This window comes from Fictibacillus barbaricus (assembly GCF_014635025.1).
Taxonomy (GTDB): Bacteria; Bacillota; Bacilli; order Bacillales; family Fictibacillaceae; genus Fictibacillus; species Fictibacillus barbaricus.
Genome location: NZ_BMCE01000005.1, coordinates 33872 through 46585 on the forward strand (window position 1 = coordinate 33872; position 12714 = coordinate 46585).

General features: G+C 39.6%; 10 protein-coding genes. 9 read left to right on the forward strand and 1 reads right to left on the reverse strand.

The window, feature by feature from the left end; genetic code table 11:
• Window positions 1–69 precede the first annotated feature (69 nt).
• Window positions 70–942 (forward strand): metal-dependent hydrolase, encoded by an 873-nt coding sequence (locus tag IEV52_RS20220; RefSeq protein ID WP_188404401.1) that lies wholly within the window; start codon window positions 70–72, stop codon window positions 940–942.
• 31 nt (window positions 943–973) lie between these two features.
• On the opposite strand, the gene IEV52_RS20225 is transcribed toward IEV52_RS20220, so the two are convergent.
• A complete protein-coding gene (locus IEV52_RS20225; protein ID WP_188404402.1) occupies window positions 974–3385 on the reverse strand; it encodes a transglycosylase domain-containing protein in 2412 nt (803 codons plus the stop codon).
• 108 nt (window positions 3386–3493) lie between these two features.
• Between IEV52_RS20225 and IEV52_RS20230 the strand changes: the two genes are divergently transcribed.
• The 8 genes from IEV52_RS20230 to uvsE all read left to right on the forward strand — a co-directional run bounded on the left by IEV52_RS20230 (window position 3494) and on the right by uvsE (window position 12614).
• Entirely contained in the window at window positions 3494–3790 is a 297-nt protein-coding gene (locus IEV52_RS20230; RefSeq protein WP_188404403.1) for a hypothetical protein, read from the forward strand.
• Between the two features lie 151 nt (window positions 3791–3941).
• Complete coding sequence (locus IEV52_RS20235) at window positions 3942–4859, forward strand: GNAT family N-acetyltransferase (protein WP_188404404.1); 918 nt, start codon at window positions 3942–3944, stop codon at window positions 4857–4859.
• A gap of 51 nt (window positions 4860–4910) precedes the next feature.
• The gene (locus IEV52_RS20240) at window positions 4911–5522 is read left to right on the forward strand and encodes a TetR/AcrR family transcriptional regulator (protein ID WP_188404405.1); all 612 of its coding nucleotides are present in this window, start codon (window positions 4911–4913) and stop codon (window positions 5520–5522) included.
• Between the two features lie 207 nt (window positions 5523–5729).
• Complete coding sequence (gene sigX, locus IEV52_RS20245; RefSeq protein WP_188404406.1) at window positions 5730–6275, forward strand: RNA polymerase sigma factor SigX; 546 nt, start codon at window positions 5730–5732, stop codon at window positions 6273–6275.
• Window positions 6262–7431 carry a hypothetical protein gene (locus IEV52_RS20250; RefSeq protein WP_188404407.1) on the forward strand — a complete coding sequence of 390 codons (1170 nt, stop codon included), beginning with the start codon at window positions 6262–6264 and terminating at the stop codon, window positions 7429–7431. The genes sigX and IEV52_RS20250 overlap by 14 nt, the downstream gene beginning before the upstream one ends.
• Before the next feature lie 115 nt (window positions 7432–7546).
• Window positions 7547–8005, forward strand: a complete 459-nt coding sequence (locus IEV52_RS20255) for a C40 family peptidase (RefSeq protein WP_188404408.1) — start codon at window positions 7547–7549, stop codon at window positions 8003–8005.
• Window positions 8006–8200: 195 nt separating this feature from the next.
• Window positions 8201–11230 carry an efflux RND transporter permease subunit gene (locus IEV52_RS20260; RefSeq protein WP_188404409.1) on the forward strand — a complete coding sequence of 1010 codons (3030 nt, stop codon included), beginning with the start codon at window positions 8201–8203 and terminating at the stop codon, window positions 11228–11230.
• Between the two features lie 418 nt (window positions 11231–11648).
• Entirely contained in the window at window positions 11649–12614 is a 966-nt protein-coding gene (uvsE, locus tag IEV52_RS20265) for a UV DNA damage repair endonuclease UvsE (RefSeq protein ID WP_188404410.1), read from the forward strand.
• Window positions 12615–12714 lie beyond the last annotated feature (100 nt).

Below are 12714 nucleotides of genomic sequence, written 5' to 3' on the forward strand. Positions count from 1 at the left end.
GAGCTTCTGCCAAGACAGAAGTTCTTTTTTTCGTTAACATAAAAGAAAAAAGGAAGTAAAGAGGACCATATGGATACCGTAACACACACATTATTTGGTTTAACGCTATTTGGCACTGCTAATAAAATGCACATGGATAAATCTCATAAAAAAGCTTTGTTATTTACCACCATAGTCGGAAGCCAGATACCTGATATTGATGTCGTGGTAAACCTTACGGAAACAGGTCGGATTATGCAGCAGATGTGGCACAGAGGATTGACGCATTCTTTTTTCCTTATTCCTGTATGGGGGCTTATTATCTATTTCCTGAACCGGGTTTTATTTAAGGTAAAAGATCGGAGGCTTTTTTACTGGGCTCTGCTTGCTGTATTTATTCATGATACGAGTGATTTATTCAATACATGGGGAACAGGATATATCGAGCCTTTCTCTAGTTATCGTGTAACGTTTGGTACGATACCAATCGTTGATTTTGTATTTTGGTTTTTCATGCTTGCTGGGTTTATTGTTTCCAGAAAGAAAGAAGAAACAAACCGTTACAAAGTTTTCAGAGCGGTATGGCTGTTGATGATTGCTCACGTTGCCATTCAATCTATACAAGGGTATGTACTATACAATGATGCAAAAGAAAAGTATGACGAAGTCGCTTTAGCGGCTGGTTTTGTTCCTACACAATTCCATGTGATCGGTAAAAAAGACAGTGAAGTTGAGATCGTCAAAGATAGTATTTTTATAGAACCAAAATTGAAGCATCACTTAGTCTCAAGTGAAGAAGCGGACTTAGAACCGTTATTTGAAGAAAATCCGCGTGCAGCGACTCTTTATGATTGGTCACCGTTTGTTGTAGTGGTTGAAGAAGAGGAGAAACTCGGAATTTATGATCCTAGGTTTTATCGTGATAGTGAATCCTTTTTATATGAGTTCATAGAAAAAGAGTAACCCGCCAGTATCATGGGGGTTACTCTTTTTTTTAATCAGTAGTTTGCGTACTCGTTGATGTACCTGCTGTTCCTGCTCCAGTTCCTGTTCCGGTTGTATCTTCTTCTTCCGGAGGTGGTTCAGTAGGTGGAGTATCCGGTTCTGGCTCAGGTTCTTCAGGTTCCTCAGGTTCTGTTGGAGGCTCCTCAGGTTCAGGGTCTGTACCTGGGTCATCCGGATTATCGTCTTGTGGTGGTGGAGGATCTCCTTCATCATCATCTTTTGGTTTTGCTGGAGGCGGCTCCGTATTTTGCTCGTCTTCTTTCTGCGTCTCTTTCTCTTCTTCTTTTTCTATTTCTTTTTCATTTTCTTCTGCTTTCTTATCCTTATCATTCAGCTTTTTCTCTTGATTTTTAGGTTCTGTTTTCTTTGGTGCTGTCTTCACTTTAACTGGAGCTGTAAGATCTTTTAAGGAGGTACCTTTTACGATGAGCTCTTTAGCTATGTTAGGTCCTGTCTTGTTTTTTGTGATATATCCAGTATCTTTATTGATGTATATTTCTTCAACAGATTCGGGCTTTTTAAATGCTGCCGTTTGCTTATCTTTTGATACTTCACCAACGATTGATTTGAAGATATACTTAGCGATCTTTTGGTCTTCAGGCGTCAAATAGGTTTCTGCCGTAGTTTTGTCATATCCTGTCCAAACAGCTGCAGTATAATTTGTTGTAAAACCTGCAAACCAGGAATCACTTGAGCCTTTTTCAATGTTTATACCTTCTGGCAAGTTAGTGGTCCCTGTCTTTCCGGCAACTTCAAGGCCAGGGATAGCAGCTAAAGTTCCGGTTCCGCGTTTTACAACATCTTTTAGCATATCGGTGATCATATAAGCTGTGTAATCATGCATAGCTGCAACAGGCTTTGATTCGTATTTTGTTTCATATCCGTCAGGAAATGTTACTTTACGAAGAGTCGTAGGTTTGTGATATATACCTTGATTCCCGAATGCTGTATAAGCTCCTGCAAGTTCAAGTGGAGATGGACCATGCTTGAACCCGCCGATTGCATAAGCGGGATGAGCAGTTTCAATAGGAATCCCTAACTGCTTGGCAAAGTTAACCGCATCTTCTGAACCAACTTCCATAAAGGTTTTGATTGCTGGGATGTTATAAGACATGACGAGTGCTTCACGCATCGAAACATCACCATGAAACTCATCGTCCCAGTTTCCTGCTTCCCATCCGTCGATTTCCAACTCTTCATCTTTTATCTGTTTATAGGTGGACCATTTTAGCTTTTCAATGGCTGGTCCGTAATCCAAGATCGGTTTGATTGTGGAGCCCGGCTGGCGTGTAATATCTGTAGCATAGTTAAATCCTTTTTCGATATCTTGTTCGCCGCTTGTACGGTTTCCGCCTAAAGCACGAACCACTCCAGTCTTCGTATCAAGAAGAGCTACACCTGCTTTAAATTTGTCGTTGGGGTATTTTACATATTCCTCTGTAGACAATACTTTTTCAGTATGCGCTTGTGCTTTTGGATCAAGGGTTGTATAGATTTTTAAACCGCCTTCATAGATCGCTCGTTCTGATATCCCTTTTTCCTTTAATTCTTCTATCACTCGCTGGACAAAAGAGTCAAATTTTAGACGTTTTGATTTTTCTTTTACGAGTGAATCGGTGACTGAGGTCCTGACTGCCTCATCTTTTTGTTTCTTTGTGATCGCACCGTTTTTATACATAAGCTGCAGTACAGTATTACGTCTTTCCTCAGCAGCCTTTGGATGGAGAAAAGGGTCGTAGCTGCTCGGTCTTTGAGGCAGTCCAGCTAGAAGAGCTGCTTCAGCTGGTGTCAGGTCTTTCAGCGGTTTATTAAAGTATGTTTTTGAGGCAGTCGCAACACCATACGCACCTCCGCCAAAATAAATCTTGTTTAAGTACATCTCTAATATCTCATCTTTGGAGTACTTTTGTTCTAATTGAATCGCGAGATAAGCTTCTTGTACTTTACGCTCAATCGTTTTGTCTGATGATAGAACACTGTTTTTTACGACTTGCTGTGTAATCGTACTCGCACCTTCAGCACCAAATCCATCTTGAATATTTGCAACTGCAGCTCCTAGGATGCGTTTCACATCAACTCCCCTGTGGTCTTTAAAGCGTACATCCTCTGTAGAGATGAATGCTTGCTGTACAAGTTTTGGAATATCCTCGATATTTGTATATTCTCGTCGTTCAGAACCGGTTACATAAGTAACAAATTCATCATTCATGTCAAAGATCATAGATGATTGAGGATCTTGTAAATCAGCATCTGTTAATTTCGGAGTACCGTTTACATAAGCGTAGATCATGGCGCCTCCAAATGTCACACTGGATAAGAAAAAAATAAGAGTTATAATAGCCGTTCGCCGAATCCAGCGGGAGCGTTTCTTTCTTTGACGAAGCTCTGTTCTTTTCGCCACAGCACTCTTCCTTTCTTAGGATATTACCCTTGATTTACCCAAAAGTGGGATAAATAAAACAGTTTATAAAATATATGGTGGGGAACTAGTAAAAAGAGGAGTGATCTTATGAAAACACAGACCAAAGAGAGAGCACAGATTATTTACTTAATGCTGGAAGAGATCAGCCTAAAAAAGAATGCTAGTAAAGAACAACTAAACCGGCTGACAGAAATCGCACAACTTTTAAAGGAAGATGTAGAGATTGGTGAGAAGACATCAGGTGTATTAGATGATATTAGTGAATTTGGTGAAAAGGCTTTAAAGCTATCGTCAGAAAAAGAAATGAATGATTTCTTAAAACAAGAGGACCGAAAGATAGAAGAATATTACGAGCACTTTAAAATGCTGTTTAAGGAAGAATAATAATATTTTGGAAGCTGACTTATCCCAGGGGAAGTCAGCTTTTTTGTTTGTAAGTTTGTCGAACGATTTTGTTAGCCATTTTCCGAATACTTTAATAAAATTAAATAAAATGACCAGTCGTTTTTAAAATGTTATCTAAGGAGTGATTGTGGTGTTAGTCATTAAACGTTTTAGCGAATTATCTTTTAACGAAGCGATCTCTTTATGGAATGAAGCATGGAAACATTATTACTCTGATATGACTATGGATCTATCTCGATTTTTGCAAAAAGTAACGGGGGAAGGCATCTCCTTAGAAAACTCAGTTGTAGCCGTTTATGATGGTAGACTGGCAGGATTTGTGTTAAATAGCTTTCGAACAATTAATGGGAAACGTTATGTATGGAACGGCGGTACAGCGATCGCACCAGATTTTAGAGGGATGGGTATCGGTAAAAAGTTGATCTCTGTTTGTCTAAATATTTATGAAGAGCTTGATGTAGAGATTGCACGTCTTGAAGCAATTAAAGAAAATGAAGCAGCGATCAAACTGTATAAAAAAATGGGCTATCAGACGTTTGAAGAGCTAATTTTTCTTCAGCATGAAGGTGTGATGTCTAATTTTATAGAAACGAGCAAAGATATAACAGTTAATGAAGTAAGTATGCGTGACATACAAAATCTATCCTTTTATGAGCCTGTCACAGCATGGCAGACACAATTTCCAAGTTTAAAAGACTTTACATGCTTAATAGCTATGGATAATAATACACCTTTGGGTTATGCGGTTTATAAAAGAGGATATAAAGAAACTGGGGAGCTTGCGGCTATTGTACTCTACCAGTGTGTAATCGGTGCGCATCATTCACGAGAAGAGGAAGCAGTCTCTTCACTTATTGAAAGAGCCTTTACTTCTGAAGATACGGCTGTGAGAAAAATAACGATGAATATTCCTAAAAAAGATAACGCTTTAAATCGATTATTAACAGAAAAAGGATTTACAACCTTCGTCGAACAAGTGCATATGGAACGCCCTATAAAAGTATCTAGCGAAACACAAGCCATGAAAACTTTTTCCGAAATAGACTGAAAACTCTGCTATACTTGAATGTGAATACGTTTCATAAATGGAGGATACATCATGCCTAAAGTTTCAGCTCAGTATAAAGAAGAGAAACGAAACCATATTCTTGAGAGTGCCTTAAAATGTTTCGGAGAAAAAGGATATCAAGCAACGATTATTGATGATATTGTAAAAGACTCTAACATTAGTAAAGGTGCTATCTACAATTATTTTACAAGTAAAGAAGAAATCTATCTGCAGCTGCTAAAACAGCGTACAGATCGTTTCTTTGAAGATATGGAACAAGAGAACGCTTCTCTTACAAGTGCTAATGCGAAACTTGCTAACTTATTCAAACGCTTTAAAAAGCAGGAGTTAAAAGAGGATGATCAGCAAACCATGCGTGTGTACATCGAGTTCTGGCTTTATGGTTCCAGGCAAGATGATTTAAGATCAATTCTCGTAGCAAGGTATAATAGATTTATTGATTTTATTGAAAAGATTATTGTAGAAGGCCAAAGTGCAGGAGAGATTAACAAGGATTTAGATCCACAAAATATATCACGTATCTTTTGGGCGGTTCGTGATGGCAATGTTCTTCATTATTCGTTCTTAGGTGAGGAAGAACAGTATCGAAATGCCTGGGATACAATAGAAGAAATGTTTTTAAGCTATGTTAAAAATGGATAAAGCATCAAGACACCATACGTATGGTGTCTTTTTGATTGCATGGCTGGTTTTGTCTAAGAAGTACCCCTTTTGTTGTTAATTATCGACAAAATGGTCCTATCAAGATATAAAAAATAGGAGTAGACTAAGGAGTAACATGATTGTAATGTAACTTTTTTATGAGTATATACGACTACATATTTAGATAGAGACAGGGGGCCATCCGAAGTGAAAGAAACGTTCGACCGGTTGTACGATGAATATCATACAGCGTTGTTTCAATTTCTTTTTTATATGGTCCGAAACCGTGAATCGGCAGAGGATCTTGTACAAGAAGTTTATATCCGGGTATTAAACGCGTATGAAAGTTTTGAAGGCAAGAGTTCAGAAAAAACATGGCTGTATTCTATCGCCAGGCACGTGGCCATTGACTGGCTTAGAAAACAATCAAGACGCAACAAACGATTTCTTTTCTTTGATATAAAAGAGAGTGAAAATGTGCTGCAAGACCAGGATCCCCTTCCAGAAGAGTTAGTTGCAAAGAAAGAGTCTTATCGAGATTTATATACAATGATGAAACGCTGTTCACTGGATCAGCAGCAAGTGCTTGTACTTCGGTACATTCAATCATTATCGATCTCAGAAACTGCGCAAATATTGAGTTGGACCGAAAGTAAAGTGAAGACCACCCAGCACCGGGCTATAAAAGAATTGCGCAAATGGCTGGATCAGCAACCGGGCCTGGAGGAGGAATTGAAAGATGGAACCAATTAAATGGAATGACGATAAACTTGAACAGCATCTTAAAAATTTGCCCCCTATAAAAGATCGCCAATCTAAGCAAGAGCTTTTTCTAAAGGTTCAGGCAAAGATTGAATATAAAGAGTATAAAGGAAAAAGACTTCCCACTTGGAGTCTGCCTGCACTTGCAACAGCTTGTGCGCTCGTGTTGTTTGGCATGTTTGTACCTGATCTCATGAAGAATGGCGGACAGATGGAGAGTGCCAAAATGTCAAAACACGATGGTGGGACGGAAGCGAAATTGATACAAGATTCTGCTTCAGATGATGATCAAGGTACAGTCGGTATCATGAAAACAGAAACACCCGTGGCATACCATGTACCATTATTAAAAAAAGATATTGAATCAAATAAAGACTGGGTAACGGTGGGTTATCTTGATGAGCAGGCACAGCTCGTTATACCAGTTAGCTTTATGACAGACAAAGATTATTATGTAGAAAAAGTAAAAGAACAGCTTGGAAAGTTTAAACCAAATGATGCTGGTTTAGCAGATAGCCCCTTGGTGAAAGCTAAAATTACGGAAGAAGAAGAAACGGTCATTGTCGACTTACCAGCGGGATCGATTAATGAATCAGAGGAACCGCTATTACAGGCATTAATTTCAATGACATTTGCGAATGAAGGGCAAAAGGCAAAAGTGGAGTTCCGAATGAACGGAGAAAAAGGGTATGAATTTCCACGTTTCGGTACTGTTTCTGAATTGCCACTAAACGTTCCAGGAGCTCCTCACTACCGTTACGACGCATCGACAACAGATGCATTTATTGTCAGTCTGTTTTCAACGGGGCAAGAGGCAGATTCTATGCCAAAGGAGTTTGAGGACGCCCTTGAAATGATGGATGATGAACAAGAGCGTGGGCTCAAGCCGCTGTTGCCGGAAGACATTCAACTAGAAGTAAAAGAAATAACAAAAGATTATGTTGAAATTACGTTCCCAGACTCACTTCTGCTTTCTGCTGAAAACATAGAAGATCAAATGATGATTGACGCTATTCTATTAACTGCTGAAAGTTATGGGTATGAATCAGTAAAGTTTAATAATGCAAAACTAGATTCAATGGGACCTTACCAAATGGATAAACCTATTGAAGGAGTTATAGGAACAAATCTTTACCACTATCAATAGGTTGTCGAATAAGGCTGCAATTTGCAGTCTTTTTCTTATGGAGAAATAGTAACTTTGTCTTTTAGCCCGGCGACTAATAAAGTGAAGCAGTTAAAATAAGAGAGGATGTTTACACATGAAACGTATTCTTGTTGCATTTGTTTCATTAGGGCTCGCTGCCATGTTAATCCTAGGCGGTGTGTCGGCGGCTAAAGCATCTCCATCCTACGACCAAGAAGTTACGGAAACGGCTAAGCTTTATAAAGGCACTCCTTTCAAATGGGGTGGCACGACACCAAAAGGTTTTGATGCATCAGGTTTTACAAAATATATTTTTAAAACAACAGTAGTCAACAAGAACTTACCAAGAACCTCCGCGGAACAATATAAGGGCGGCAGTTCAGTTGCAAAAGGGAAAGAAAGATTAGGTGATCTTGTTTTCTTTAAAACAAACAGTAAGAATGTATCTTTTGTAGGAATCTATATGGGAAATAAAGAGTTTATCGCAGCCACTTCTAAAGGTGTTCGGATCCAATCGCTGAACACGAAATACTGGAAAGAGACATATGTAGGTGCTAAAAGATATTTACCGTAAATTTAATGGAGTTTGTAAACTGCCCTCGACGTTTGAGGGCGGTTTTTTGTAGGATTTTTTCTATTTTTGTATATTTGGTAAATTTTTAAAGATATTACTTGTTTTCCCTTAATGTGCGTACTACAATATCCAAGTATTGAATTTAATAGCAAGCCTTTTGTACTACTTAAGGCAGCAGGGGATGGAGGAAGGGAAATGTTGAAACTGACTTGGTTTTCGTTAAAGAACCGCTCAGCTATCGTAATTATGTGTTTGTTGATCTCTGCATTAGGGGTTTATGCAGGACAGCGTTTACCGATGGAGTTTTTACCGAGCATAGACAATCCAATGGTTACTGTTACGACATTAGCGGATGGCATGGATTCGGAAACGATGACTGACACCATTACTGAACCGATGGAACAAGACCTTCGCAATATAAAAGGTGTTGATACCGTCACATCAGTATCTGGGCAAGGAATATCTAAGATTGATCTTACCTTTGATATGGATTCAGACATGAAAGAGGCAGCAGCCGAGGTTGAGCGAAAGACGAATAGCTTCCCGCTGCCTGAAGGGGTTAATAAGCCATACGTTGTTCAATTAAATACATCGATGATCCCAATCATGGATCTAACGGTAAATAAAGACGGTGCTTTTACAACTGAAGATTATAAACTGATTGAAGAAGAGGTTATTCCGCAGCTTGAAGGTGTTGAAGGCGTTTCTGATGTGGCGTTATACGGAAAAGCCACTCGCGAGATCACGCTGCAACTTGACAGCAAGAAGCTTCTTGAGAAAAAAGTAGCGGCTCCACAGATCATGGCTGCTCTACAAGGAAAAGACGTTTCATTGCCAACAGGAGATGTGACCTTAGAAGACAAAACGAACACGCTGCGAGTAGTAGGAGAAATGAAAGATTTAGAAGCTTGGAAAAACATCTCTGTAGCTCCAGGTGTGTTATTGAAAGATGTAGCTGACTTACAAGATGAGCAGCGCCTAGAATCCTTCACACATGTCGATGGAAAAGATGCGATGTACATGTCCGTAACAAAAGAAGGAAGCGCAAACGCTGTTCAAATTGGCGATGATGTTCGTGAAAAAATGAAAGAAATCAATAAACAGTATGGCGATGCGTTTAAACTTAATGTTTTTTATGCAACCTCAGATTCTGTTTATGATTCTGTCATGAGTATGGCAAAAGAGGTAGCTTTAGGAGCATTGTTTGCTTCTGTAGTCATTCTATTGTTTTTGAGACATTTTAAATCCACCGTTATTGCGGTTATCAGTATTCCGCTTTCGATCTGTTTAACATTATTCTTGTTGCATCAATCTGGAATCACACTGAACGTTTTAACGCTCGGCGGTCTGGCAGTAGCGGTTGGACGATTAGTAGATGACAGTATCGTAGTTATTGAAAATATCTTCCGTCGTTTGCAAACGGGTGAGCGATCAAAAGAGCTGATCGTCGATTCAGTAAGAGAAGTAGCAAAAGCCATCACTTCATCAACGATCACTACCATTGCTGTATTTTTACCGGTAGGTCTGGTTGAGGGTGCTCTAGGCGTATTCTTCTTACCCTTTGCATTAACAATGGTCTATTCTCTATTAGCATCCTTACTTGTAGCTCTTACGGTTGTACCGCTCATGAGCTATAAAATGCTGAAAAATGTTAAAGAACACACAACAAAACCGCCAAAACGGTACTTAAACATCTTGAATTGGTCACTGAATCATAAATGGATCATAAGCGGAATCTGTATGGTTTTATTCGCTGGATCGATCGCACTTTACGTTGTGATGCCAGCGGGGTCTATGGCTTCTGCAGATGAAAGCATGGTAAATGTAAGTATCGAATATCCTGAAGATACATCTCTCGATACAGTAAAAGCAGGAACATACAAACTGGAGGAATATATCAATAACGCTGATGATGTGGCCGCTAGTTATTCACAGGTTGGTGTTTCAAGTGAAATGGCACAATGGGGAGCAGCACAAGGGAATAACAAGGCAACACTTGTTGCAAAGATGGAAAAAGGAGCTGACACTGAAAAGTTTGTAGAAGATATAAAAGCGTTAGAGAAAGAATATGCGCCAGCTACTATTTCAGCCGGAATGGCGAGTATGATGGGTGGAAGCTCTGATGCTATTACGCTTAACATCACTTCGGAAAAACAATCCGACCTTGCGCCTATGGCTGAAAAACTGACAGCTGAATTAAAGGATGTAAAAGGACTTGAGAATGTTCAATCCAATAATGAAGACCTAAAGAATGAATGGGTGTTGAATGTTGATCAGAGTAAAGCACAGGCAGCAGGCTTAACACCTGCAGAGGTTGCTCAGCAGGTAAGAGGGTTAACAGGAAATAGTCCTGTCGGACAGATTACAATTGATGACATCAAGCTGCCTGTTATGATGAGCTATGATTTAAGTGATGTAAAAGATCGGGATGATTTATTAGACACTACTATTCTTTCCCCGGTAACAGGACCTGTGGCGTTAAAAGATGTAGCGGATTTAAAGCTTCAGCCTGCAAAGTCACAGATCTTCCGTAAAGATAGCAAAGAATATCTTCAAGTAACAGGAATCATCACAGATCAAAATGTAAAAAAAGTAAATGCAGATGTTGCGGCTATCTTAAAAGAAATTGAGAAACCAGCAGGTGTTTCTGTTGCTTTAGGCGGCGTCGGCGAAGAGATGAACGAACAGTTTATGGACCTCTTCTTAACGATGGGAGCAGCTATTCTTATCGTTTACTTGATCATGGTCATTACGTTTGGCCAGGCGCGTGCACCGTTTGCGATTCTTTTCTCGCTTCCTTTTGCAGCAGTTGGTGCGATTCTAGCGCTAGTTATCACACGCATTCCAGTAGATATCTCATCACTGATTGGTGCATTGATGCTGATCGGTATCGTAGTAACTAACGCGATCGTTTTTATCGACCGTGTTCAGCAGCAGCGTGATAAAGGATTAAGTGTACGAGAATCTATATTAGAAGCGGGTTCAACCCGTCTTCGTCCGATTTTGATGACAGCTGTTGCAACGATCTGCGCGATGCTGCCGTTAATGTTTGGCGGAGAAAGCGGCAGCCTGGTTTCAAAGAGTTTAGCGATCGTAGTTATCGGCGGTCTATCGGTATCAACCCTTCTTACATTGGTTGTAGTACCGGTCATCTACGAAATGCTCGCTAATATCGGAAACCTGTTTAAACGTAAAAAGAAAAAGAACGCTGAGAAAGCAGCTTAATAGTTTTTAGATGGGATCACTCGAGTGCTTGAGAAGGCATTCGGGTGATTTTTTATTGGTGGGAGTGAGGTCGGATGAGTCGAATTGTGGAGATTTTTGTAAACTCGCCGATATATGAACAAAACTCGCCGGAATAAGTGTGAAACTCGCTGGAATAAGTGTGAAACTCGCTGGAATATGACTTAATCTCGCCGGATTATCGGTTAAATTTCTTGAATGCCGAATTAGAAAGAAGAATTTCTCCACATTACCTAGTTATTGCTCAAGAAAACGGGAAAACTCACCTCGCATTCTTGGTCATTTTCTCTTCAATCAGACGACCCGTTCTAATTCCTAAATGCCTAGATCTACATAAAGAGCTTGGTTAAAATCGCAAGCAACAGGGTCATACTGTTAACGATGAAACGAGGTGTGACAGATGACCATTATTAAACTTGGATTTGTTGCGATGAGCATGGAACTTAAAAATGCATCTCCATCAAAAACGATGACTTTTAAACAATTCAGCCAGCTGCAAAATAGAGAAGCAGGATTAAGAAAATTAGAGCGGATATCGCTTGCCAATATAACCAATACACTCAGAGTGTTAAAGCATGCTGTGGCAAATGATGTTACCTTTTATCGAATGACATCTAGGATCATTCCGTTAGCGAATCACAGTGAACTGCTCGACTGGGATTATATCAGTCCCTTAACGGATGCCCTTCACGAAATGGGACAATACGCAAAGCAGCATAACATGAGACTTGATTTTCATCCCGATCATTTTGTGCTGATCAACTCTCCCAAAAAAGAGATTCTAAAAAACTCACTAAAGACACTTAAGCTGCATTATAAGCTGTTGAAAAACATGGGAATCGATACTGTCCATAGATGTGTTATGCACGTGGGCGGGAACTATAAAGAGACGGATGTTGCACTCGAAAGGTTTGTGCAAAACTGGGGAAGCGTCCCTGTGCTGATCCAGAAAATGATTATGCTTGAGAATGATGATACGTCCTTTACAATGGCTGATGCCCTTTATCTCTGTGAAAAGCTTCAAATTCCCCTCGTCTTTGATTACCATCATCATCTTGCATACCATCATGACGAAAACTGGACACAGCATTGGACGCGTGTTGTAGATACATGGAAAACGTCACCCCTCCCGTTAAAGATGCATATTTCCAGCCCAAAGAGTGAAAAGCAATTCAGAAATCACGCCGATTTTGTTGATGTCGATATGTTTTTTGATTTTTTAAAAGAAGTGAAAGGCAGTGTAGACGAAATGCACTGCATGATTGAATCCAAGAAAAAGGATTTAGCCCTTTTCCAATTAATGAGAGAAATAAAGAAAAGATCTGACGTAGAAATCATTGATAAAGCTTCATTCCGACTTAAGTAAAACCTTTGCTGTGAGCAGAGGTCTTTTTATTTTCCGGGAAATTTGTCGAAAAATTTGTAAATCAAAGTGTTGACGCAAGAAAATAACTGGAACTATAATT

Coding starts and splice junctions, on each gene's coding strand:
- IEV52_RS20220 (WP_188404401.1), top strand. CDS start 70: ATGGATACCGTAACACACACATTATTTGGTTTAACGCTATTTGGCACT.
- IEV52_RS20230 (WP_188404403.1), top strand. CDS start 3,494: ATGAAAACACAGACCAAAGAGAGAGCACAGATTATTTACTTAATGCTG.
- IEV52_RS20240 (WP_188404405.1), top strand. CDS start 4,911: ATGCCTAAAGTTTCAGCTCAGTATAAAGAAGAGAAACGAAACCATATT.
- IEV52_RS20250 (WP_188404407.1), top strand. CDS start 6,262: ATGGAACCAATTAAATGGAATGACGATAAACTTGAACAGCATCTTAAA.
- IEV52_RS20255 (WP_188404408.1), top strand. CDS start 7,547: ATGAAACGTATTCTTGTTGCATTTGTTTCATTAGGGCTCGCTGCCATG.
- IEV52_RS20260 (WP_188404409.1), top strand. CDS start 8,201: ATGTTGAAACTGACTTGGTTTTCGTTAAAGAACCGCTCAGCTATCGTA.
- uvsE (WP_188404410.1), top strand. CDS start 11,649: ATGACCATTATTAAACTTGGATTTGTTGCGATGAGCATGGAACTTAAA.